The following is a 22543-nucleotide window of genomic DNA, read 5'->3' as shown; positions in this document are numbered from 1 at the left end:
GTCGCCAGGACGCGACCGACACCACCGCCCGCCGCCGCCGCCCGTGCCCGCCCCGCCGCTGGGCCGGGCCAGCCGGCCGCTCCGTACGAACCGGCGCGGGCCACGGGCGCGGGCGGCAGGCGCGGGCGGCGGGCTACGGGCCCGCGGGTTCTAGTCGCGCGCGCGGCGCGTGGTGTGGGCCGCCGCGCGGGCGGTCTCCAGGAGTTCCTCCGCGTGCGCCCGGGCCAGTTGCGAGTCCTCCTGGCCGGCGAGCATCCGGGACAGCTCGCGCACCCGGTCCTCGCCCTCCATCACCTGGACGCCGCTGCGCGTCACGGACCCGTCGTGGGTCTTCTCGACCACCAGGTGCCGGTCCGCGAAGGCGGCCACCTGCGGCAGGTGGGTCACCACCACGACCTGTGCCGACTCGGCGAGCTTGGCGAGCCGTCGGCCCACCTCCACCGCCGCCTTGCCGCCGACGCCCGCGTCCACCTCGTCGAAGAGGTAGGTGGGCACGGGGTCGGAGCCGGCGAACACCACCTCGACGGCGAGCATCACGCGCGAGAGTTCACCGCCGGAGGCGCCCTTGGCGATGGGCCTGGGCGGCGCGCCGGGGTGCGGGGCCAGTAGCAACTCGACCTCGTCGGCGCCGTGCGGCCCGTAGGCGACGGCCCGGCCGTCCACCTCGATGCCCTCCTGCGGGTCGGCGACCTCGGTCTGCCGGATCGCGAAGGTCACCCGGGCGTGCGGCATGGCCAGCTCGCCCAGCTCGCCGGTGACCGCGTCGGCGAACCGCTTGGCCGCCGCGTTCCTGGCTTCGGTCAACTCCTGGGCCCGGGCGCCGAGTTCGGCGCGCAGCGCGTCACGTTCGGCGGTCAGTTCGCCGATCCGGTCGTCGTCGCCCTCCAGTTCGCCGAGCCGGGCCGCGCTCGTCTCGGCCCAGCTCAGTACGGACGCGATGTCCGCGCCGTACTTCCGGGTGAGCTGGGCCAGGGCGGCCCGGCGCTCCTCCACGGCCGCCAGGCGTCGCGGATCGGCGTCCAAGTTGTCCGCGTATCCGGCGAGTTCGCCCGCCACGTCGGCGGCCAGGATGCCGATCTCGCCCAGCCGGTCGGCGAGGGTGGCCAGCGCCGGGTCGTGGGCCCGTACGGCCTCGACGGCGCGGTGGGCGCCGGCGATCAGGGTGGCCGCGTCGACGCCCTCCGGGTCCTCCGGGTCGCCGGCCAGCGCGGCGTGCGCCAGGCTCGCGGCGGAGGCCAGTGCCTCGGCGTGGCCGAGCCGCTGGGACTCGGCGGCCAGCTCGGCGTCCTCGCCCGGGCGCGGCTCGGCGGCGGCGATCTCTTCCAGGCCGAACCGCAGCATGTCGGCCTCCTGCGCCCGCTCGCGGGCGCGGGTGGTCAGCTCGGTCAGCTCGGCGGTGACGGCGCGCAGCCGGCGGTAGGCGCCGGCGTACGCCTCCAGGGGCGCGGCGACGGCGTCGCCGGCGTACCGGTCGAGCGCCTGCCGCTGCCGGGCCGGCTTGAGCAGGCCCTGCTGGTCGGTCTGGCCGTGCACGGCCACCAGTTCGTCGGCGAGTTCGCCGAGCAGCCCGACCGGGACCGACCGGCCGCCGACGTGGGCGCGCGAGCGGCCCTCGGCGGAGACGGTGCGGCTGATCAGCAGGGCGCCCTCGTCGATGTCGGCGCCGGCCTCCCGCACCCGGTCGGCGACCGTGCCCCGGTCGGCGATGACGATCCGGCCCTCCACGACCGCCGCCTTGTGGCCGATCCGTACCAGGGCGGCGTCGGCCCGGCCGCCGAGCAGCAGACCGAGGCTGGTGACCACCATGGTCTTGCCGGCCCCGGTCTCGCCGGTCACCGCGGTGAATCCGGGCGACAGTGCCACGACGGCATCGTCGATCACCCCGAGCGACTGAATCCGCATCTCTTCGAGATGCGGGCGCGCACCCGCTATGACCTGCGACTTTTCCTCTCGGCGAGTGCTCACTTGCCCCTCTGGGGAAATCTTGGGGAGCCTGTTCCACACTCCCGCTCGCGTCGTTCTGTCCACCGAGGAGGGTAGCGAGCGCTTCGCGCCTCCTCCCGCCCGCCTCCGGCTTGAGCCGAGCGTAGTGGCCGAACGCGCCGATCGGCGAAGCGGCCGGTGGGCGCCGGCCCGGGCCGGGGGCTCGCGGCGGCTGCCCGAGGCGGGCGGGGCCGGTGCGGCATCAGTGCGGAGCGCCGCGCCAGCCGGCCACCGGCAGGGCGAACTTCGCGACCAGGCGGTCGGTGAACGAGGCGTGGTGCAGCCGGGCCAGGCGCACCGGCACCGCGCCGCGCCGCACCTCCACGCGCGCCCCCGCGGGCAGCTCCACGGTGCGCCGCCCGTCGCACCACAGCACCCCGTGCGGGGTCTGCGGCTGCACCTCCACCGCCAGCACCGAATCGGGCGCGGTGACCAGCGGCTTGGCGAACAGGGCGTGCGCGCTGATGGGCACCATCAGCAGCGCCTCCACCTCCGGCCACACCACGGGTCCGCCCGCCGAGAACGCGTACGCCGTCGAGCCGGTGGGGGTGGCGCACACGACGCCGTCGCCGCCGAAGCCGGTGACGGGGCGGCCGTCCACCTCCGTGACGACCTCAAGCAGGCGCTCCCTGGCGGCCTTCTCGACCGACGCCTCGTTCAACGCCCAGTCGGTGTGCACGACGTGGCCGTCGTTGCGGACCAGCACGTCGAGCGTCATCCGCTCCTCGACCTCGTACGCGCGCGAGACCACCCGCTCCACGACCTGGTCCAGGTCGTCCCGCTCGGCCTCGGCGAGGAAGCCCACCCGGCCCAGGTTGACCCCGAGCATCGGCACGCCCGAGGTGCGCGCGAACTCCGCGCCGCGCAGCAGCGTGCCGTCGCCACCGAGCACGATGAGGAGTTCGCAGCCGTCGAGCACCCGAGGCGTCGCGTCAACCCGCGCCACCTGCGAGGGCAGCGGCAGGTCCGCTGCCTCGGCCGCCAGCACCCGTACGCCGATGCCGCTGCGCAGCAGGCCCTGGACGACGAGTTCGGCGCTGCGGACGGCCGCGGGCCGGCCGGTGTGGGCGAGCAGGAACACGGTGCGCTCCCCCGCCGCCCCGTCCGCCCCGGCCTGGAGCTCGGCCAGCACGGGCACCGGCGCGGACGAGTCCGCCCCGGGCGCGGCCGGTCGCGCCGCCGCCCCCGTGGGCGGCTCCTGTGCTGCTGCTTCTGAAGTGGTCAACGGGGCCCCTCCGCCACTGCACGGTCAACGTCCGCCGGGTCCAGGTCAGGCGCACCGGCGCGAAGCCACAGAAAGTATTCGACATTGCCCGACGGGCCCGGCAGCGGGCTGGCCGTCACGCCCAGCACCCCGAGCCCGAGTTCCGCCGCCCGGGCGGCGACGGTGCGCACCGTTTCGGCGCGCAGCTCCCGGCTGCGGACGACGCCGCCGCTGCCCAGTCGTTCCTTGCCGACCTCGAACTGCGGCTTGACCATCAGGACGAGGTCGGCGTCCGGCGCCGCGCAGCGCACCAGCGCCGGGAGCACCAGGCCGAGCGGGATGAACGACAGGTCGCCCACCACCAGGTCGACCGGTTGGCCGTCGAGCTGTTCCAGCGTCAGCTCGCGGACGTTCGTACGGTCCTTCACGACCACCCGCTCGTCGCTCCGCAGCGACCAGGCGAGCTGCCCGTACCCCACGTCCACCGCCACCACCTGGGCCGCCCCGGCGCGCAGCAACACGTCCGTGAAGCCGCCGGTGGAGGCGCCGGCGTCCAGCGCCCGGCGACCGGCGACCCGCAGGCCGCGCCCGGCGCCGCCGTCGGGGGCGGGGCCGGTGTCGGCGGCGGGGTCGGGCGCCGTGCGGGCGCGGTACTCGTCGCTGAACGCGAGGAGGGCCCCGGCCAGCTTGTGCCCGCCGCGCGAGACGTAGTCCGGGTCGCTGTCGTCCTGGGTGACGACGACGGCCGCGCTCGTCTCGACCTGGGTGGCGGGCTTGGTCGCGGTCGTCCCGCCGATCGTCACCCGGCCCGCGGCGATCAACTGGCTCGCGTGCTCGCGCGAGCGCGCCAGCTCGCGGCGGACCAGCTCCGCGTCGAGTCGGTTACGGCGTGGACGGCTCACTGCCACGTGCGGTTCAGCTCCTGTGATCATGCGGGGACGGCGCCGGTACGAGCCGGCCGGGCCCGGGGCGCTGGTCGAGTGCGTCGAGCACGTCGCGCAGGCCCCGGTGTACATCCTCGTACACCTCGAGGTGACCGTCGACGGGCAGGTGGTCGAGGTCACCGAGGCGCTCCAGGCCGGCGTCGACCGTCGGGTCGCCGGTGGGCGTGCGCACGAGGCCGAGCGGGGCGGTCTCCTCCCCCGGTCCCCCCGTCTCCTCCCGCCGCTCGACCGGGGGCTGCTCCGGCTCCCGCCCCGGCTGCTCCCCCCGCTGTGCGGGCGGTGCCTCGTGCGGCTCCGCCGGGGCGGCGGGTGGCGCGGCGGCCTCCGGCGCCGGTGCCGCCGTGGGGGTGGCCGGCGCGGCGGCCGGCCCGGGTACGACGCTTACGGGCCCGGGCGCGCCGGGCTCGGCGGCGGGCCCCGTGGGGTGGGGGGCGTCGGCCGTGGTGGGGTGGGGCTGCGCCGGGTGGGCTGGCGCGCTGGACATCGGCTCATCCATGGCCCCGACGCTACCGTGCGGCACGCCCTCGCCAAGGCGGCCCGCTGGCCGCGCCCGGGAACGGTCGGCAGCCGGATCGCGAAGCGCCCGGGCGGCGGCTCGACCAGCGTCCCGGTGCTCAGCGGCCCGGCGTCGGCTCCCTGGCCGCCACCCGCTCGGGAGCCGGGGCGTCCTTCGTCCCGGTGGCCGGTGCCGGTACGGCCGTGGCCTGGCGGCGCGGGCGGCGGGCGGCGGGGATCACCAGGGGCGTGCCGCTCTCCGGGTCCTCGATCACCTGGCAGCGCAGGCCGAAGACCCGCTCCACCAGCTCGGCCGTGACGATCTCGCCCGGCTCGCCCTCGGCGACGATCTCGCCGTCCCGCATGGCGATCAGGTGCGTGGCGTACCGGGCCGCGTGGTTGAGGTCGTGCAGGACGGCCACCAGCGTGCGGCCCTGCTCCTCGTGCAGGTCGGCGCAGAGGTCGAGCACGTCGATCTGGTGCTGGATGTCGAGGTAGGTGGTCGGCTCGTCCAGCAGCAAAAGTGGCGTCTGCTGGGCGATGGCCATCGCGATCCACACCCGCTGCCGCTGCCCGCCGGAGAGTTCGTCGACAAAGCGATCCGCCAGTTCGGCGACGCCGGTGGCCGCCATCGACTCGTCGACGATCCGCTCGTCCGTCTCCGACCACTGCCGCAGCAGCCCCTGGTGCGGGTAGCGGCCCCGCGCCACCAGGTCGGCCACCGTGATGCCGTCCGGCGCGATCGAGGACTGCGGCAGCAGCCCCAGGGTCCTGGCGACCTTCTTCGCCGGCAGGGACGAGATGGCCTGCCCGTCGAGCAGCACCGAGCCCGCCGTCGGCTTGAGCATCCGCGACAGGGCGCGCAGCAGCGTGGACTTGCCGCAGGCGTTCGGCCCGACCACGACCGTGAAGGAGTGGTCGGGTATCGACACGGACAGGTGCTCGGCCACGGTGCGCCGGTCGTAGGCGAGGGTGAGGTCCTGCCCGGTGAGCCGCTGTCGCGCGTCGGGTGCCACGGGGGATGCGGAAGAGGAAGCCACGGTGGTCTCGGTGTCCTTGTCGTCGTCGGTGCCAGTGCTCGCGGCGCGGCCGGGGCCGCCGGGATCGCCGGGCGCCCGTGCGCCCCCGCCGCCCCTCATACCCGGCCCGCCCGGCGCTCCGCCACCAGCAGCCACAGCAGGTACGTGCCGCCGAGCATCCCGGTGAGCACGCCGACCGGGAGCTGGTCGGCGCCGAACGCCCGCTGCGTGCCCCAGTCGGCCGTGACCAGCAGGGCCGCCCCCATGCAGGCGGCGGGCAGCAGGTTCGGGCCCGGCGACCGGGTCAGCCGGCGGGCCAGTTGCGGCGAGGTCAGCGCGACGAAGGCGACCGGGCCCGCCGCGGCCGTCGCGGCGGCGGTGAGCAGGACGGCGGCCAGCAGCATGACCAGCCGGGTGCGCTCGACGCGTACCCCGAGGGCGTACGCGCTGTCGTCGCCCAGTTCCAGCATCCGCAGGGCCCGGGCGTGGCCGATGACCACCGGCACGAGCAGGCCGCACACCAGGAGCAGCGGCCAGACCTGGTCCCAGTCGCGGCCGCCCAGCGAGCCGGTGAGCCAGACGACGGCGCGCGCGGCGTCCACCAGCTCCGCCTTGGTGAGCAGATAGCTGTTGACGGCGCTGAGCATGGCCGCGGCGCCGATGCCGACGAGCACCAGCCGGTAGCCCTGGATGCCCCGCCGCCAGGCCAGCGCGTACACGGCCAGGCCGGTGAGCAGCCCGCCGAGCACGGCGCCGGCGGCGACCTGGGCGCTGGTGCCCTGGAAGAGCACGATCACGGTGAGCGCGCCGGCCGCCGAGCCCTGGCCGAAGCCGATGACGTCCGGGCTGCCCAGCGGGTTGCGCGCCAGGCTCTGGAAGACGGCGCCGGCGAGCCCGAGCGCGGCGCCGACCAGCAGCGCCACCAGCACGCGGGGCAGCCGCAGTTCGCGCACGACGTAGTCCTGGGCGACGGTGCCGTCGCCCAGCAGGGTGCGCACCGCGTCGGCGAAGCCGATGGGGTAGTCGCCGGTGCCGATCAGCACCACGCCCATGGCCAGGGCGAGCGTCGTCAGCGCCAGCCCGACCAGGCTCGCCCGCACGTCCACCCGGACCGAGAGGCCGCCCCGGAAGCGCAGCGTGGCGCTCCGGCGGTGGCCGCGCCCGGCCGACCCGCCGTCAGGGCGCGCGCCGGCGGCGGGCGTACGGGCCGGGGCCGGGCCACGGGCGCGTCGGCCCGCCGGGGCGTGTGTGCCCTGGACAGCGCCTGTGGCCTGGACAGCGCTGTCGGGGCGCGGCTTCCCGCCGCCGCTGGGCTGGTCGGCGGTGGTGCGGGCGGTGGGCTGGTCGTCGGCGTTCACAGGTGGGCCAGCCTTCGGCGGCGTACGAGGTAGATGAAGGCCGGGCCGCCGATGAGCGTGGTGACGACGCCGACCTGGAGTTCGCCGGGTCGGGCGATGACGCGCCCGACGATGTCGGCGCCCAGCAGCAGGACGGGCGCGAGCACGGCCGCGTACGCCAGCGTCCACCGCACGTCGGGACCGGTGAGCGCGCGGACCAGGTGCGGTACGAGGAGGCCGACGAAGGCGATCGGGCCGCAGGCCGCGGTGGCCGCGCCGCACAGCAGGGTGATGGCGAGCACGGCGAGGACGCGGGTGCGGTTCAGCCGCGCGCCCAGGGCGCGGGCCGCGTCGTCGCCGAGCGCGATGGCGTTCAGGGGTCGGCCCAGGGCGAGCGCGAGCAGGGCGCCGGCCGCGAGGAAGGGCGCCACCTGGCCGAGCACGTCCTCGTTGGCGGCGGCGAGCGAGCCGACCGTCCAGAAGCGCATGGTGTCAAGCGCGGCCGAGTCCAGGAGCTGCACGGCCTGCACGTATCCGAAGAGGGCGGCGGTGACCGCCGTCCCGGCGAGCGCGAGCCGCACCGGCGTCGCGCGGCGGCTGCCGCCGAGCGCGTACACGAGCACGGAGACGACCGCGGCGCCCAGGAACGCGAACCAGACGTACCCGGTCGGCGAGGTGATGCCGAGGAAGCTGATGGCGGAGACGACGGCCGCGCTGGCGCCGGCGTTGACGCCGAGGACGCCGGGTTCGGCGAGCGGGTTGCGGGTCAGGGCCTGCATCACCGCGCCGGCCAGGCCGAGGCCGGCGCCCACCAGCAGGCCGAGCAGCGTGCGCGGCAGCCGCACGTCGCGGACCACGACGTCGGCGTCGGTTCCGGAGTAGTGCGCGAGGCCGTGCCACACCTCGCCGAGGGCGAGCGGCTTGGCGCCGACGGCGACGCTGGCCGCGAGCACGAGCAGCAGCACGCCGAGCGCGGCGGCCAGTCCGGCCGCCCGGGCCGCGCGGCGGCGGCGAGGCGGGGGCTCGGGAGCCGCCGCCCCCGTCGGCGCCGCGGCCGTCACGGGGCTCACCACGGTCACGCGGAACTCCACCTCTTGGGACAACGGGGCGACCAGACCCGCCACCCCACAGAAGGTTAGGTTAGCCTAACCCTCGTTTGGCGTACGTTGTCGAGCCGCGTACGCCGTACCCCGACCCCGACCCTCACCAGCCCGGCTCCCCCAACTCGCCGCGGCCAGCCGACCACCACGCCGACACGCCGTCCCGCGACCCCCACCGAAGAACCCGCCCGGCGCCCCGCAGCGGCCCCGCACCGCCCCCGGCCAGCCCCGGAGCGGACCCGGTGCGCCGACCGCGCCCGGCGCACCGCACGCGACCGGCCAAAGGAATCCCATGACCCCGTCTCGCACCACACCGTCGGTGTCCCGCCGCGGCCTGCTCACCCTCGGTGGCGCGCTCGGCGCCGGCGCCCTGCTCGCCGCCTGCGGCAAGGACGACAAGAGCGACAAGGGCGCCGGAAACCGCGCCGGCGACCCGTCGGGCCCGGGCGGCCAGCGCGGCCCGTGGACCTTCAGGGACGACCGCGGCGTCACCGCCAGGGCCGAGACGACGCCGAGGAACATCGTCGCCTACGTCGGCACCGCCGCCGCCCTGCACGACTTCGGCGTGGAGTGCGTCGGCGTCTTCGGCCCGACCAAGCGCGAGGACGGCAGGCCGGAGGTGCTCGCCGGCGAACTCGATGTCGACAAGACGACCGTCATCGGCGACACCTGGGGCGAGTTCAGCATCGAGAAGTACGCGGCCCTCCGGCCGGACCTGCTGGTGACCAACATGTACGCCAAGGACGACCTGTGGTTCGTCCCGGAGGACAGCCGCGAGAAGATCCTCGACCTGTCCCCCAACGTCGTCGGCCTCGCGGTGTCCCACACCTCGCTGCCCGCCGTCGTCCAGCGGTACGCGGCGCTCGCCGCGTCGCTGGGCGCCGACCCGGGGTCGCGCCGGGTCACCGACGCCAAGGCCCGCTTCGAGCGCGCCTCCGAGAGCCTGCGCCGGGCCGCCGGGGAACGGCGCGGCCTGCGGGTCCTCGCCGTCTCCGCCAGCAACGACCTCCTCTACGTCTCCGACCCCAAGGTGTACGCCGACCTCACCTACTTCAAGGAGCTGGGCGTCGAACTCGTCACGCCCGACAAGGTCAGCGGCCAGGGCTTCTTCGAGAACCTGAGCTTGGAGAACGCCGACGCCTACGACGCCGACCTGATCCTCCTGGACAACCGGAGCCAGTCCCTCCAGCCGGCCGACCTGAAGGCCAAGCCCACCTGGCGGCAACTGCCGGCGGTCAAGGCCGGCCAGGTCGTCTCGTGGGCCTACGAGCCACGCCTCTCCTACGCCGGCTTCGCGCCCCACCTGGAGGCGCTGGCCAAGGCCGTACGGGAGGCCAGGGAGGTCAAGGGCGGCTGATGCACCCGAGCACCCTCGGCCCGGGCGGCCCGCCGGGAACCGCGCGGCCTCACCCCCGCGACCCCAGCCCCCACACCAGCCACCGAACGCCCGGCACGCAGGACACAGCACGCAGAACGCAGGACGCAGGACACCCAGCACGCGGCACACCCAGCACCGCCTGCCCGCAGGCAGCAGCCCCACCCCATGACCGAAGGGAACCACCATGGCGAACACGCCCTACAGCTTCTTTGACCTGCGGGTCGTCCGGGCCGAGCGACTGAGCCCCAGCTTCGTGCGCGTCACCTTCGGCGGCCCGGAGCTGGCCTCCTTCGTCAACGGGGGACGGGACCAGCGGCTCAAGGTCTTCCTGCCGCAGCCGGGCCAGGACGCCCCGGTGGTGCCGCGCTCCGCCGACCTGTCCTGGTACCCCGAATGGCGTGCGATGGACCCGGCCGTACGCGGCGTCATGCGCACCTACACCGTGCGCGAACACCGCCGCGACCCGCACGAGGTGGACATCGACTTCGCGCTCCACGGCGACACCGGCCCCGCCTCCCGCTGGGCCGCCACCGCGGCCCCCGGCGACCGGGTGACCCTCCTCGGCCCGACCGCCGAGGAGAACGGCGGCGTGGACTTCCAGCCCCCCGGCCTCGGCGGCGTTCCCGCGACCGACGCGCGCGGCAACCCGCGGCCGGCCACCACCTGGGTGCTGATCACGGCGGACGAGACGGCGCTGCCCGCCGTGGCCAGCACCCTCGCCTGGCTGCCGGCCGGCACGCCCGCCAAGGTGTGGATCGAGGTCCAGCACGCCGAGGACCGCCAGGCCCTCCCGACCAAGGCCGACGCGGACGTCACCTGGCTCGTGCGCGACGAGATCCCCGCGCCCGAACCGGCCGCCCCCGACGCCCAGCTCACGCACGGCCAGCGCACGCTGGACGCGGTGCGCGCCGCCGAGCTGCCCGACGGCACCCCGTACGCCTGGGTCGCGGGCGAGTCCAGCACCGTTCGCGCGCTGCGCCGCCACCTGGTCGGCGAGCGCGGCTTCGACCGCAAGGCGGTCAAGTTCACCGGCTACTGGCGGCAGGGCACCAGCGAGGACCAACTCCTCGACCAGGAGGCCGACGAGACCGACGACGTCGCGGACGCCGGGGACGAGTAGGCGACACCGCCCGAGCGTCGGGGCGGCCCGGGGCCCACCTGCCCGGGACCGCCCGCTGGCACGCTTCGACGCCAGGCCCCGCCCCCGCTGGCACGCACCGGCGCCCGACCCCGGGGCGCCGGCGCGCCCGGCCAGGCACGTCCGGCGCGGCGCGGCCTCAGTGCGCCGCAGCGCTCACAGGCCCAGCTTCGCCAGCGCCTTGTCGGCGTTGATCCGGTCGCCGTCCCGGTGAGCCGCGCTCAGCCCCGGCCCGGCCCCGCCCGCGCGCCTGGCCGGCTCGCCGGTGCGTTCGCGCTCCGCGTCGCCGGCGGTCCAGGTCGCCGCGCACAGCGCCCGCAGCCCGTCCAGCGGGTCGCCCGCGCCGTCGATCTCCGCCCGCGCCTCCCGTACCCGGGCGGTCCAGCCGCCGCAGGCGAACCCCTCGTCCGTGGCCCGCACCTCGGGGTGTGCCGTCAGCATCCCGCGCAGGTCGGCGGCGACGAACGTCGGCCGGTGCACGGGCTCGGCGGCCAGGAGCTGCGCCGCGTCGGTCACGCCGGTGAGCACGAGCAGGGAGTCCACGCCCCCGCCGTTGGCCCCCTCGATGTCGGTGTCCAACCGGTCGCCGACGACCAACGGGTGCTTGGCCCCGGTGCGCAGGATGGTCTCCCGGTGCATCGGCGGCTGCGGCTTGCCCGCGACCTGCGGGGCCCCGCCGGCGACGAACCGTACGACCTCCACCGCCGCGCCGTTGCCGGGCGCGATGCCCCGGGCCGTGGGGATGGTCAGGTCGGTGTTGGAGGCGAACCACGGCACGCCGCGCGCCACCGCGTACCCCGCCTCCATCAGCCGCTCCCAGGGCTGCTGCGGCCCGCCGTACCCCTGCACCACCGCCGCGATGTCCGCGTCGGCCGAGTCCACCGGCACCAGGCCGCGCTCGCGCAGCGCCACCCGGAGCCCCTCGCCGCCGATGGCCAGCACCTGAGCGCCGGGCGGCACCTGCTCGGAGATGAGCCGGGCCACCGCCTGCGCCGAGTTGATCACGTCATCGGGCTGCGCGGGCGCGCCCAGGCTAGTCAGGTGCTCGGCGACGGTCTGCGGGGTGCGCAGCGCGTTGTTGGTGACGTACGCCAGGTGCATCCCGGCCGCCCGAGCGACGTCCAGCGACTCCACCGCGTGCGCGATGGCCTCCCCGCCCGCGTACACGACCCCGTCCAGGTCGAGGAGTGCAGTGTCATACGCCTCGTGTAGCGGTCGCGCGCTGTCGCCAGGTCGAGTACGAGTGCTCTCGCTCATGGGGTCGTCGCTCCTCATAGGCTCATATGTTTGTCCCCCGATCATCGCGCATCCTGTGGAGCGGCATAGCATTCCCCAATGAGCACTCCAGGACCTGTCGGGCAAGGTCTTCAGCTCGCCCCGTTCCGTGGCCTGCGGTACGCCTCGGAGCGAGTCAGCAGCCTTGCCGCCGTCACCTCGCCGCCCTACGACGTCGTCGTGCGGCCGGACGGTCTGCGGCATCTGGAGACGGCCGACCCGTACAACATCGTCCGCCTGATCCTCCCGCAGACCGGGGAGCCCACGGCCCGCCACCAGCAGGCCGCGCAGACGCTGCGCCGCTGGCAGGCGGAGGGCGTGCTGACCCCCGATCCGGAACCGGCACTGTACGTCTACGAACAGCGCGACCAGGGGCTGCTCCAGCGCGGGCTGATCGGCGCCCTGCGGCTGAGCCCGCCACGGGAGGGCGTCGTCCTCCCGCACGAGAACGTCATGCCGCACGTCGTCGAGGACCGCGCCGCCCTGATGCGGGCGACCGCGGCCAACCTCGAACCGCTGCTGCTCTCCTACGACGGGCACGAGGCCGACGGGCACGCGGCCGACGCGCTGAACCCGGGCGGGGGCGGGGCCTGGTCTGCGAGCGGCCACGTCCCGGAGGCCGCGCCCGGCGCGAGCGCGGTCATCGACCGCGCGGTGCGCCGCCCGCCGTTGCTCGCCACCACCACCGAGGACGGGGTCGCCCACCGGCTGTGGCGGGTCGCCGACCCGGCCGAGATCGCCGAGGCCACCTCCGACCTGCGCCAGCGCCAGGCCCTGATCGCCGACGGCCACCACCGCTGGGCCACCTACCTGCGGCTGCGGGACGAGCGGCGCGACCCCGGGCCCTGGGACTTCGGCCTGGTGCTGCTCGTGGACAGCGCCCGCTACCCGTTGCGGGTCCGCGCCATCCACCGGCTGCTGCGGCGGTTGTCCCCCGCCGACGCCCTCGCCGCCGTCGGCGGCGCCTTCCGCGTCCGCCCCGTGGACGGCCCGCTGACCGCCGCCCTCGACGCCCTGGCCACGGCCCAGGACGAGGCCGCGCGGGCCGGCGCCCCACGCAACGCCTTCCTCCTCGCGGGCGGTGGCCGCTTCCACCTCCTGGACCGGCCCGACCCGGCGCTGCTGGACGCGGCCGTCCCACGGGACCGCCCGGAGGCGTGGCGCACGCTGGACGCGACGGTGTTGCACGCGCTGCTGCTCGACCGCGTCTGGCGGATCTCCGACGCCCCGGAGCACATCGGGTACATCCACGACGCCACCGCCGCCGTGGAACAGACGGAGCGGCACGGCGGCACGGCGGTGCTGATGCGCCCCGTCGCGGAGGGCGTCGTACGCGACCTGGCGCGGCAGGGCGTGGCCATGCCGCACAAGTCCACGTCGTTCGGGCCCAAGCCCGCCACCGGCCTGGTCCTGCGCAGCCTCGAACTGGGCTGATCCGACCCGGTCCCCGACGGCCGGCCGCCACGCCGAACCGGCCCACGCGCGGCCCGTTGACCCGGCGAGGCTCCGCGTGCGCGGCGGTCAGTCGGTGGCCGGCCGGGCGGCGCCGCGCGGGGAGCGGTGCCGGTCGACGATCCCCTCGATGATCCGCAGCAGCCGCTCCCCCACCCGGTCGATGCTGCCGTTCTGCATGCTGACCTGCGCGCCTTCGAGCGCGAACGTGATCTCGGCCGCGACCTGTTCCGGGTCGGGCAATCCGGCCTCGGCACACATGCCCACCAGTCGGCGGGTCTGCCGGGCCTTGTGCTCCTCGATCACCTGCCGCGCGGGATGGGCCCGGTCGGGCAGCTCGGCCAGCGAGTTGATGAACGGACAGCCCCGGGACGAGAGCGACGGCAGCCCCTCGGCGATGAAACGGGCCAGGCCCAGGATCTGCTCCCGGGGCCGGTCGGGGTGCTCGACCTCGACCCGGTCGAAGGCCGCCTGGTAGTCGGCGGCGACGATCCGCAGCCACTCGGCGACGAGCGCGTCCTTGGTCTCGAAGTGCCGGTAGATCGCCATCTTGGTGGTCTCGGCCCGCTCCGCGATCGCCTGCACCCCCACCCGCCGGATGCCCTCGCGCTGGAACAGTTCCTCCGCCGCGTCGAGGATGCGCTCCCGAGGCGGCAGCTTGGCCACCCTGCTCGGCCTACTCGTGGTCGCTGCCATGACTGCTCCGTGACGTCCGATCCGGTGCGGGCCCCGCGCCACGCCCTGCTACGGTACCAGTCCGTCCCGAGCGATACCGTTGGGTATCACTCGGCACGCAACGGTATCGTTCTGCCCTGGGAGTGTCCGATGAGAGTGACCGAGTACGTGACCTTCGACGCGGTCGGGCTCGCCGCGTTGATGGCCGACGGCGAACTGACCCCCGCCGAGGTCGAAGCAGCCGCCCGCGAGGCCGCCGAGGCGGTCAACCCGCGGATCAACGCCATCGTGGAGACCTGGGAAGCCGAGGACCCGCCCCGCCCGGGCAGCGGCCCGTTGGCCGGCGTCCCCTTCCTGATCAAGGACATCGCGGTCGCCATGGCCGGCAAGCGCATGGAGCTGGGCAGCCGCCTGGCGGCCGGCCACGTCGCCGCCGCCGACTCCAGCCTGATGCGGCGCTTCCGCCGGGCCGGCCTCGTGACGTTCGGCCGCACGACGACCCCGGAGCTGGCCTACAGCACCACGACGGAACCCGTCTTCTACGGCGCCACCCGCAACCCCTGGGACCTGGAACGCAGCGCGGGCGGGTCCAGCGGGGGCGCCGGCGCGGCCGTCGCCGCCGGGGTGGTCCCGATCGCCCACGCCACCGACGCCGCCGGCTCGATCCGCGTCCCCGCCGCGTACAACGGCCTCTTCGGCCTCAAGCCCACCCGTGGCCGGGTCTCGGCGGGCCCCGCCTTCGACGAGATCTTCAACGGCCTGGCCGTACACGGCAGCGTCAGCCGCACCGTGCGCGACAGCGCCGCCCTGCTCGACCAGGTGCGCGGCCCGGAGCCCGGCGACCCCTACTTCGCCCCACAGCCCACCCGGCCGTACGCGGAAGAGGTCACCCGCGACCCCGGCACGCTACGCGTCGGCGTCCTCACCCACGCCTGGGGCGGCCACCGCACCGCGCCGCCGGTGGCCGACGCGCTCGCCGGCACCGCGCGGCTCCTCGCGTCCCTCGGCCACCGGGTGGAGGAGGTGACGGTCGATCTCGGGGTGGACTGGGAGGAGTTCCTGCTGGCCAACGCGCGCCAGTGGACGGCCAACCTCGCGGTCTCGATCGACGAACTGGCCGCCGCCACCGGCCGCCCTATCGACTCCTCGACCCTGGAGCCGCCCATCCTGGCCAGCTACCACTACGGCCGGCAGGTCACCGGCACCGAGTTCGTCACGGCCCTCGCGCTGCGCAACCGCCTCTCCCGCGCCCTGGCCCGGTACTTCGAGACCCACGACATCCTGCTCACCCCGACCCTGCCGGAACTCCCCGTACCGCTGGGCACGTACGCCAAGGACGCCGAGACCCTGGACGGCCTCGGCTGGCTCCGCCGCCTCTTCGACCTCGCCCCGTTCACCGCGGCCTTCAACGTGGCCGGCACCCCGGCCATGTCCGTGCCGGCCCCGCCCGACCCCACGACGGGGCTCCCCGTCGGCATGCAGTTCGCCGCCGACTACGGCCGTGAGGACCTCCTCTTCCGCCTCGCCGGCCAGCTCGAACAGGCCAGCCCGTGGGCCGACCGCACCCCCGCGGTGTGGGCGGGCGACCACCCGGGCCGCTGAGGGCGTGCGCACCGAGCCGTGAAGCGGGCGAGGCGCGCCCGCGCCCGCTTCACGGCCGGCCCTCGGCCCGAACCGACCGCTGGTCCTCGGCGCGCACGTGCGCCCGCACGCCCTGCGGGCCGAACAGGACGAGCAACTCGACCGCGCCGCCCTCGGCGCTGCCCAGCCAGTGGGGCAGGGACGTGTCGAACTCGGCCGCCTCACCGGGCGGCAACGTCAGATCGCGCTCGCCGATCACCAGCCGCAGCCGCCCGCTGAGCACGTACAGCCACTCGAAGCCCTCGTGGGTCTGCGGCGTCGGTTCGAGCGGCGCCGGCCGGGCCGGGATGATCATCTTGAACGCGTGCACCCCACCCGGACGCCGGGACAGCGGCACGAAGGTCATCCCGAACCGGCTGATCGGCGTGAGATGGATCCGGGGGTCGCCGGTGCGCGGCGCGCCGACGAGGTCGTCCAGCGGAACGGCGTAGCCGCGCGCCAGGGGCAGCAGCAGCTCCAGACTCGGCCGACGCTGGCCGCTCTCCAACCGGGACAGCGTGCTCTCCGACACCCCGATCGACGCCGCGACCCCGGCGAGCGTCAGGCCACGCGCCCGGCGCAAGGCGCGCAGCCTCGGCCCGACCGCGTCGAGTACCGCGTCGTCCCGCTCGTCGCCCATCGCGCCATCTTGCCGGAACCGCAAGTTTCCGTGCCAGACGGCGGCCCCCCGGCGAGAGTGAGCACCCCCGACACGAGGAGCCTCCATGGACACCACCACCGACGCGCTCGCCTTCTGGGACGACGTCTACGCGACCCGCCCGGCGGCCAGCGGCCCGCGGCCCAACGTCCGCCTCGCCGAGACGGTGCCGGACCTGCCGCCCGGCGACGCGCTGGACCTCGGCTGCGGAGAGGGCGGCGACACTTTGGCCCTCGCCCGCCTGGGCTGGCGCGTCACCGCCGTCGACATATCGACCGTGGCCGTTGACCGACTGGCCGCCCTGGCCCGCTCGTATGGCCTGGGCGACCGCGTCACCGCCGCCCGGGTCGACCTGCACGCGTCCTTCCCGCCCGGCCGCTTCGACCTGGTCTCCGCCCACTACCTGCACACCCCGTACAGCCTGGACCGGTCGGCCGTCCTGCGTTCGGCCGCGCACGCCCTGCGCCCGGGCGGACTGCTGCTGGTCGTCGACCACGGCTCGACCGCGCCGTGGTCGTGGGACCAGGCCCCCGACCACCACTTCCCGAGCCCCCGCGAGGTCGCCGCCGGCATCGGCCTGGCCCCGGACACCTGGCGGATCGAACGGGCCGACACGCCCCGCCGCACCGCGACCGGGCCGGACGGGCGCACCGCCGAGGTCACCGACCACGTCCTCCTCATCCGCCGCACCACCTGACGCGACGCCCCACCCGCGCTCCACCCCACAAACGCCCGAGGGCGGAACCCACCACGGGTTCCGCCCTCGGGCGCACACGCGAACGATCAGGCGTCGTCGGACCGCCGCTCCGCGGCCTCCTCATCGGCGCCACGCGCCTCAGCGGAACCCGCACCCGGCGCGTCCTCACCCGCCACGACATCACCGTCAACACCGGCATCGGCATCGGCATCGGTGCCACGGTCAGCGCTCTCCGCCTCGGCCTCATCGGCCGGTACGGACTCGGGGTCGAGGTCCGCGTCACGCTCGCCACTCACGTCGCCGCGCTCGTCGTCCACGTCGGACGCGGCATCCCGCTCAGCACCGTCCCGCTCCGGCACGTCCCGCTCGGCGGCCTCGTACGACTCCCGGTCCCGCTCGGCCGGCTCGCCCGCCACCTCGGCGTCCTCACCTTCCAGCACGTCGACGAACTCCACGCCGTCCAGCTCCGCGAGCCGGTCCGAGGCGTCCGTCGTACCGCCCTGGTCCGCCTCCAGCGCCTTCGCGAACCACTCGCGCGCCTCGTCCGCACGGTCGACCGCGAGCAGCGCGTCGGCGTACGCGTACCGCAGCCGCGCGGTCCACGGGTGGACGGCGGACGAGGCCAGCTCGGAACTCTGCAACGTCACCACGGCGGCATCGGCCTGGCCCATGTCGCGGCGCGCGCCGGCCGCGACGAGCCGCATCTCCACCTGCCCGGCCCGGTCCAGCTTCTGCACCTCGGGCTCACCGGCCATCGCCAGCGCCCGCTCCGGCCGCCCCATGCCCCGCTCGCAGTCGGCCATGACCGGCCACAGCTCAGCGGAGCCGGTCATCCGACGCGCGGTGCGGAACTCGGCCAGCGCCTCCGCGTACTTCCCGGTCGCGTACGAGGCGAACCCCGCCGCCTCCCGCACGGCCGCCACCCGCGAGGCCAGACGCAGCGCGATCCGCGAGTACGCGTACGCCTGCTCCGGGTCCTCGTCCAGCAGCTTCGCCACCATGACGAGGTTCTTGGCCACGTCCTCGGCCAGGGTCTTCGGCAGGCTCATGAGCTCCTGCCGCACGCTCTTGTCGATCTCGTCGCCGGTCACCTCGTCCGGGATCGGCAGCCGTCGTACGGGCTCCCGCTCGCGCTCATCCCGCCGGCCGCCGAAGCCGCCCCGGTCATCGCGCCGCCCGTGCCCGCCGCCGGCCCGGTCGTCACGCCGCCCGTACGAGCCGCCCGAGCCGCCCGAGCGTTCCCCGTCCCGGTACCGCCCGTAGCCACCGCCACCGCCGGAGCGCTCCTCCCGCCGCCCGTAGCCGCTGCCGCCGCCACCGGCCCGGTCATCGCGCCGGGCGTAACCGCTACCGGAGCGGTCGTCACGCCGCGGGTAGGCGCCGCCGGAACGGTCATCGCGCTGCCCGCCCCCGTGGCCACCTCGGTCGAAGCCCTCGCGCCGGAAGCCGCCGCGCTGGTCGTCGCGGCGCGGTGCGCGGTCGCGGTCGTCGCGACGGGGTCCCCGGTCACGGTCGTCGGGACGCGGCCCACGCGGCCGGTCGTCACGCCCACGCGCGTCACGGTCACGGTCCCGGTCATCGCGACGGAACGGCGGCCGATCATCACGCCGCGCGAACCCGCCACCACCAGGACGCCCACCACGCTCATCATCCCGGCGGAAGCCACCGCGAGCACGGTCGTCACCGCGCTGCGGCCCACCACGGTCGTCCCGTCGGAAGCCACCACGGTCGTCATCGCGGCGGAACCCGCCACGGTGGTCATCGCGCCGGCCACCCCGGTCGTCGTCCCGACGGTAGCCGCCGCGGTCGTCGTCGCGACGGAAGCCACCGCGGTTGTCGTCCCGGTCCCGGCGGAACCCGCCACGGTCACGGTCGTCGCCGCGCTGCGGCCCACCGCGGTCGTCCCGGCGGTACCCACCACGGTTGTCATCGCGACGGAACCCGCCGCGATCGTCGTCCCGACGGAAGCCGCCACGGTTGTCGTCGCGCCGGAAGCCTTCCCGAGCGCCACCACCCTCACGCCGGAAGCCGCCACGCTCGTCGTCCCGGCGCGGACCACGGCTACGGTCATCGCGCCGCTGGTCTCCGCCCCGGGCATCACGGCGGTCGTCGGGCCGACCGACCGGTCGCGGCCGATCCCCGTCCCGCCGGAAGCCGCCGCGCTGGTCGTCGCGGCGCGGCGCGCGGTCGCGGTCGTCGCGACGGGGCCCACGGTCACGGTCGTCGGGACGCGGCCCACGCGGCCGGTCGTCACGCCCACGCGCGTCACGGTCACGGTCCCGGTCATCGCGACGGAACGGCGGCCGATCATCACGCCGCGCGAACCCACCACCACCAGAACGCCCACCGCGCTCGTCATCCCGTCGCGGGCCGCTGCTTCCTCGGTCGTCCCGCCGCGCACCGCCAGGGGCACGGAAATCCCGCCGGTCTCCGCCGTCCCGTCGGCGCGGCCCGCGATCCGATCGATCGTCGGGTGAGTTGGTGGACATCGGCGTGACTCCTGTCTTTGGGTACTGCGGTCATTCTCGCGCACCGGACTTGGCGGCGCGCTTCGGGCAAAACAAAAAGGACCTGTGGTCCCAGCGTGAACGCTGGGACCACAGGTCCTGTCAAAGATTGTTCGGCGGCGTCCTACTCTCCCACAGGGTCCCCCCTGCAGTACCATCGGCGCTGAAAGGCTTAGCTTCCGGGTTCGGAATGTAACCGGGCGTTTCCCTAACGCAATGACCACCGAAACCCTTTTGGGTTCTAGCGAACAAGCACACTCTTCAATTGAGTAACTTAATGCCTTGAACAACAAGGTTATTAAGTGGTGCACCGGTGCGACTGTTCGCAGTCCGGGAACCACACAGTGAACGCGAGCAACTGAGGACAAGCCCTCGGCCTATTAGTACCAGTCAACTCCACCCCTTACGAGGCTTCCATATCTGGCCTATCAACCCAGTCGTCTACTGGGAGCCTTACCCCATCAAGTGGGTGGGAGCCCTCATCTCGAAGCAGGCTTCCCGCTTAGATGCTTTCAGCGGTTATCCCTCCCGAACGTAGCCAACCAGCCATGCCCTTGGCAGGACAACTGGCACACCAGAGGTTCGTCCGTCCCGGTCCTCTCGTACTAGGGACAGCCCTTCTCAAGACTCCTACGCGCACAGCGGATAGGGACCGAACTGTCTCACGACGTTCTAAACCCAGCTCGCGTACCGCTTTAATGGGCGAACAGCCCAACCCTTGGGACCGACTCCAGCCCCAGGATGCGACGAGCCGACATCGAGGTGCCAAACCATCCCGTCGATATGGACTCTTGGGGAAGATCAGCCTGTTATCCCCGGGGTACCTTTTATCCGTTGAGCGACGGCGCTTCCACAAGCCACCGCCGGATCACTAGTCCCGACTTTCGTCCCTGCTCGACCCGTCAGTCTCACAGTCAAGCTCCCTTGTGCACTTACACTCAACACCTGATTGCCAACCAGGCTGAGGGAACCTTTGGGCGCCTCCGTTACCCTTTAGGAGGCAACCGCCCCAGTTAAACTACCCACCAGACACTGTCCCTGATCCGGATCACGGACCCAGGTTAGACATCCAGCACGACCAGAGTGGTATTTCAACAACGACTCCACACACACTGGCGTGCATGCTTCACAGTCTCCCACCTATCCTACACAAGCCGAACCGAACACCAATATCAAGCTATAGTAAAGGTCCCGGGGTCTTTCCGTCCTGCTGCGCGAAACGAGCATCTTTACTCGTAATGCAATTTCACCGGGCCTATGGTTGAGACAGTCGAGAAGTCGTTACGCCATTCGTGCAGGTCGGAACTTACCCGACAAGGAATTTCGCTACCTTAGGATGGTTATAGTTACCACCGCCGTTTACTGGCGCTTAAGTTCTCAGCTTCGCCAACCCGAAAGTCAGCTAACCGGTCCCCTTAACGTTCCAGCACCGGGCAGGCGTCAGTCCGTATACATCGCCTTACGGCTTCGCACGGACCTGTGTTTTTAGTAAACAGTCGCTTCTCGCTGGTCTCTGCGGCCACCCCCAGCTCAAGGCGCAAAGCCCATCACCGGAAATGGCCCCCCTTCTCCCGAAGTTACGGGGGCATTTTGCCGAGTTCCTTAACCATAGTTCACCCGAACGCCTCGGTATTCTCTACCTGACCACCTGAGTCGGTTTAGGGTACGGGCCGCCCTGAAACTCGCTAGAGGCTTTTCTCGACAGCATAGGATCATCCACTTCACCACAATCGGCTCGGCATCAGGTCTCACCCTCATGTCATCCGGATTTACCTAGATGACGGGCTACACCCTTACCCCGGGACAACCACCGCCCGGGCTGGACTACCTTCCTGCGTCACCCCATCACTTACCTACTACTACCTTGGGTCAGCGGCTCCACCACTTCCCTTTGCCCGAAGGCTCCAGGACGGCTTCACGGCCTTAGCATCAGAAGATTCAGTATTGGGCGCTTCAAAGCGGGTACCGGAATATCAACCGGTTGTCCATCGACTACGCCTGTCGGCCTCGCCTTAGGTCCCGACTTACCCTGGGCAGATCAGCTTGACCCAGGAACCCTTAGTCAATCGGCGCACACGTTTCCCACGTGTGAATCGCTACTCATGCCTGCATTCTCACTCGTGAACCATCCACAACTCGCTTACGCGGCTGCTTCACCCGGCACACGACGCTCCCCTACCCAACCCAACAGGCGTTAGCCCTCTATGTTGGATTGACACGACTTCGGCGGTACGCTTGAGCCCCGCTACATTGTCGGCGCGGAATCACTTGACCAGTGAGCTATTACGCACTCTTTCAAGGGTGGCTGCTTCTAAGCCAACCTCCTGGTTGTCTCTGCGACTCCACATCCTTTCCCACTTAGCGTACGCTTAGGGGCCTTAGTCGATGCTCTGGGCTGTTTCCCTCTCGACCATGGAGCTTATCCCCCACAGTCTCACTGCCGCGCTCTCACTTACCGGCATTCGGAGTTTGGCTAAGGTCAGTAACCCGGTAGGGCCCATCGCCTATCCAGTGCTCTACCTCCGGCAAGAAACACACGACGCTGCACCTAAATGCATTTCGGGGAGAACCAGCTATCACGGAGTTTGATTGGCCTTTCACCCCTAACCACAGGTCATCCCCCAGGTTTTCAACCCTGGTGGGTTCGGTCCTCCACACGGTCTTACCCGCGCTTCAACCTGCCCATGGCTAGATCACTCCGCTTCGGGTCTTGAGCGTGCTACTCCAACGCCCTATTCGGACTCGCTTTCGCTACGGCTCCCCCACACGGGTTAACCTCGCAACACACCGCAAACTCGCAGGCTCATTCTTCAAAAGGCACGCAGTCACGACCATGCATGTAAACACACATAGCGACGCTCCCACGGCTTGTAGGCACACGGTTTCAGGTACTATTTCACTCCGCTCCCGCGGTACTTTTCACCATTCCCTCACGGTACTATCCGCTATCGGTCACCAGGGAATATTTAGGCTTAGCGGGTGGTCCCGCCAGATTCACACGGGATTTCTCGGGCCCCGTGCTACTTGGGTGTCGTACAAGCAAGCCATAGATGTTTCAGCT

The 22543-nt window shown here is 73.0% G+C and carries 17 protein-coding genes and 2 rRNA genes (1 of these 19 only partly in view); 6 read left to right on the top strand and 13 right to left on the bottom strand.

Annotation, left to right across the window (positions count from 1 at the left end; genetic code table 11):
- Nucleotides 1-150: 150 nt before the first annotated feature.
- From recN to AC3CHW_RS28580, 7 genes are all read right to left on the bottom strand, one after another.
- Complete coding sequence (gene recN, locus AC3CHW_RS28610; RefSeq protein ID WP_488471198.1) at nucleotides 151-1902, bottom strand: DNA repair protein RecN; 1752 nt, start codon at nucleotides 1900-1902, stop codon at nucleotides 151-153.
- A gap of 283 nt (nucleotides 1903-2185) precedes the next feature.
- On the bottom strand, nucleotides 2186-3064 hold the full coding sequence (locus tag AC3CHW_RS28605; protein ID WP_436847263.1) for an NAD kinase: 879 nt from the start codon (nucleotides 3062-3064) through the stop codon (nucleotides 2186-2188).
- A gap of 140 nt (nucleotides 3065-3204) precedes the next feature.
- Entirely contained in the window at nucleotides 3205-4119 is a 915-nt protein-coding gene (locus tag AC3CHW_RS28600; protein WP_488468355.1) for a TlyA family RNA methyltransferase, read from the bottom strand.
- A complete protein-coding gene (locus AC3CHW_RS28595) occupies nucleotides 4103-4627 on the bottom strand; it encodes a hypothetical protein (RefSeq protein WP_488468354.1) in 525 nt (174 codons plus the stop codon). Before AC3CHW_RS28595 ends, AC3CHW_RS28600 begins: the two co-directional genes overlap by 17 nt.
- Nucleotides 4628-4745: 118 nt before the next feature.
- Nucleotides 4746-5666: an ABC transporter ATP-binding protein gene (locus AC3CHW_RS28590; RefSeq protein WP_488468353.1), complete on the bottom strand. Its 921-nt coding sequence runs from the start codon at nucleotides 5664-5666 to the stop codon at nucleotides 4746-4748.
- 95 nt (nucleotides 5667-5761) lie between these two features.
- Nucleotides 5762-6781, bottom strand: a complete 1020-nt coding sequence (locus AC3CHW_RS28585) for a FecCD family ABC transporter permease (protein WP_488471197.1) — start codon at nucleotides 6779-6781, stop codon at nucleotides 5762-5764.
- A 218-nt stretch (nucleotides 6782-6999) separates the two neighbouring features.
- Nucleotides 7000-8061: a FecCD family ABC transporter permease gene (locus AC3CHW_RS28580; RefSeq protein ID WP_488471196.1), complete on the bottom strand. Its 1062-nt coding sequence runs from the start codon at nucleotides 8059-8061 to the stop codon at nucleotides 7000-7002.
- A 313-nt stretch (nucleotides 8062-8374) separates the two neighbouring features.
- On the opposite strand from AC3CHW_RS28580, the gene AC3CHW_RS28575 reads away from it, so the two are divergent.
- Nucleotides 8375-9439, top strand: coding sequence for an ABC transporter substrate-binding protein (locus AC3CHW_RS28575; protein WP_488468352.1), 1065 nt, complete (start codon nucleotides 8375-8377; stop codon nucleotides 9437-9439).
- A 205-nt stretch (nucleotides 9440-9644) separates the two neighbouring features.
- A complete protein-coding gene (locus AC3CHW_RS28570; RefSeq protein WP_488468351.1) occupies nucleotides 9645-10580 on the top strand; it encodes a siderophore-interacting protein in 936 nt (311 codons plus the stop codon).
- A 174-nt stretch (nucleotides 10581-10754) separates the two neighbouring features.
- Here the strand turns inward: AC3CHW_RS28570 and AC3CHW_RS28565 are convergent, their stop codons facing one another.
- Nucleotides 10755-11855, bottom strand: coding sequence for an HAD hydrolase-like protein (locus tag AC3CHW_RS28565; protein ID WP_398609935.1), 1101 nt, complete (start codon nucleotides 11853-11855; stop codon nucleotides 10755-10757).
- A 78-nt stretch (nucleotides 11856-11933) separates the two neighbouring features.
- Here AC3CHW_RS28565 and AC3CHW_RS28560 point away from each other — a divergent pair, with 78 nt between their 5' ends.
- On the top strand, nucleotides 11934-13307 hold the full coding sequence (locus tag AC3CHW_RS28560) for a DUF1015 domain-containing protein (RefSeq protein WP_488468350.1): 1374 nt from the start codon (nucleotides 11934-11936) through the stop codon (nucleotides 13305-13307).
- Between the two features lie 87 nt (nucleotides 13308-13394).
- On the opposite strand, the gene AC3CHW_RS28555 is transcribed toward AC3CHW_RS28560, so the two are convergent.
- Complete coding sequence (locus AC3CHW_RS28555) at nucleotides 13395-14021, bottom strand: TetR/AcrR family transcriptional regulator (RefSeq protein WP_488468349.1); 627 nt, start codon at nucleotides 14019-14021, stop codon at nucleotides 13395-13397.
- Nucleotides 14022-14150: 129 nt separating this feature from the next.
- Here AC3CHW_RS28555 and AC3CHW_RS28550 point away from each other — a divergent pair, with 129 nt between their 5' ends.
- On the top strand, nucleotides 14151-15602 hold the full coding sequence (locus tag AC3CHW_RS28550; protein ID WP_488468348.1) for an amidase: 1452 nt from the start codon (nucleotides 14151-14153) through the stop codon (nucleotides 15600-15602).
- 49 nt (nucleotides 15603-15651) lie between these two features.
- On the opposite strand, the gene AC3CHW_RS28545 is transcribed toward AC3CHW_RS28550, so the two are convergent.
- Entirely contained in the window at nucleotides 15652-16260 is a 609-nt protein-coding gene (locus AC3CHW_RS28545; RefSeq protein ID WP_488468347.1) for a helix-turn-helix domain-containing protein, read from the bottom strand.
- A gap of 85 nt (nucleotides 16261-16345) precedes the next feature.
- On the opposite strand from AC3CHW_RS28545, the gene AC3CHW_RS28540 reads away from it, so the two are divergent.
- Nucleotides 16346-16975 carry an SAM-dependent methyltransferase gene (locus AC3CHW_RS28540; RefSeq protein WP_488468346.1) on the top strand — a complete coding sequence of 210 codons (630 nt, stop codon included), beginning with the start codon at nucleotides 16346-16348 and terminating at the stop codon, nucleotides 16973-16975.
- Nucleotides 16976-17061: 86 nt separating this feature from the next.
- On the opposite strand, the gene AC3CHW_RS28535 is transcribed toward AC3CHW_RS28540, so the two are convergent.
- Complete coding sequence (locus AC3CHW_RS28535) at nucleotides 17062-18039, bottom strand: tetratricopeptide repeat protein (protein WP_488471195.1); 978 nt, start codon at nucleotides 18037-18039, stop codon at nucleotides 17062-17064.
- A 348-nt stretch (nucleotides 18040-18387) separates the two neighbouring features.
- Between AC3CHW_RS28535 and AC3CHW_RS28530 the strand changes: the two genes are divergently transcribed.
- Nucleotides 18388-19452: a hypothetical protein gene (locus tag AC3CHW_RS28530; RefSeq protein ID WP_488468345.1), complete on the top strand. Its 1065-nt coding sequence runs from the start codon at nucleotides 18388-18390 to the stop codon at nucleotides 19450-19452.
- A gap of 141 nt (nucleotides 19453-19593) precedes the next feature.
- Here the strand turns inward: AC3CHW_RS28530 and rrf are convergent.
- Nucleotides 19594-19710 (bottom strand): 5S ribosomal RNA (gene rrf, locus AC3CHW_RS28525).
- Nucleotides 19711-19842: 132 nt separating this feature from the next.
- Nucleotides 19843-22543, bottom strand: a 23S ribosomal RNA gene (locus AC3CHW_RS28520) (it continues 422 nt past the right edge of the window).

This window comes from Streptomyces sp. MGP-BFMKR1 (genome assembly GCF_057766585.1).
Note: the sequence above shows the minus strand (reverse complement) of the source record. Positions and strands in the feature narration are given on the sequence as shown.

Excerpts from the sequence above, each read along its gene's own strand:
- AC3CHW_RS28555 (WP_488468349.1), bottom strand. The coding sequence starts at position 14,021 with ATGGCAGCGACCACGAGTAGGCCGAGCAGGGTGGCCAAGCTGCCGCCT.
- recN (WP_488471198.1), bottom strand. The coding sequence starts at position 1,902 with ATGCGGATTCAGTCGCTCGGGGTGATCGACGATGCCGTCGTGGCACTG.
- AC3CHW_RS28570 (WP_488468351.1), top strand. The coding sequence starts at position 9,645 with ATGGCGAACACGCCCTACAGCTTCTTTGACCTGCGGGTCGTCCGGGCC.
- AC3CHW_RS28600 (WP_488468355.1), bottom strand. The coding sequence starts at position 4,119 with ATGATCACAGGAGCTGAACCGCACGTGGCAGTGAGCCGTCCACGCCGT.
- AC3CHW_RS28595 (WP_488468354.1), bottom strand. The coding sequence starts at position 4,627 with ATGGATGAGCCGATGTCCAGCGCGCCAGCCCACCCGGCGCAGCCCCAC.
- AC3CHW_RS28565 (WP_398609935.1), bottom strand. The coding sequence starts at position 11,855 with ATGAGCGAGAGCACTCGTACTCGACCTGGCGACAGCGCGCGACCGCTA.
- AC3CHW_RS28575 (WP_488468352.1), top strand. The coding sequence starts at position 8,375 with ATGACCCCGTCTCGCACCACACCGTCGGTGTCCCGCCGCGGCCTGCTC.
- AC3CHW_RS28545 (WP_488468347.1), bottom strand. The coding sequence starts at position 16,260 with ATGGGCGACGAGCGGGACGACGCGGTACTCGACGCGGTCGGGCCGAGG.
- AC3CHW_RS28550 (WP_488468348.1), top strand. The coding sequence starts at position 14,151 with ATGAGAGTGACCGAGTACGTGACCTTCGACGCGGTCGGGCTCGCCGCG.
- AC3CHW_RS28560 (WP_488468350.1), top strand. The coding sequence starts at position 11,934 with ATGAGCACTCCAGGACCTGTCGGGCAAGGTCTTCAGCTCGCCCCGTTC.
- AC3CHW_RS28540 (WP_488468346.1), top strand. The coding sequence starts at position 16,346 with ATGGACACCACCACCGACGCGCTCGCCTTCTGGGACGACGTCTACGCG.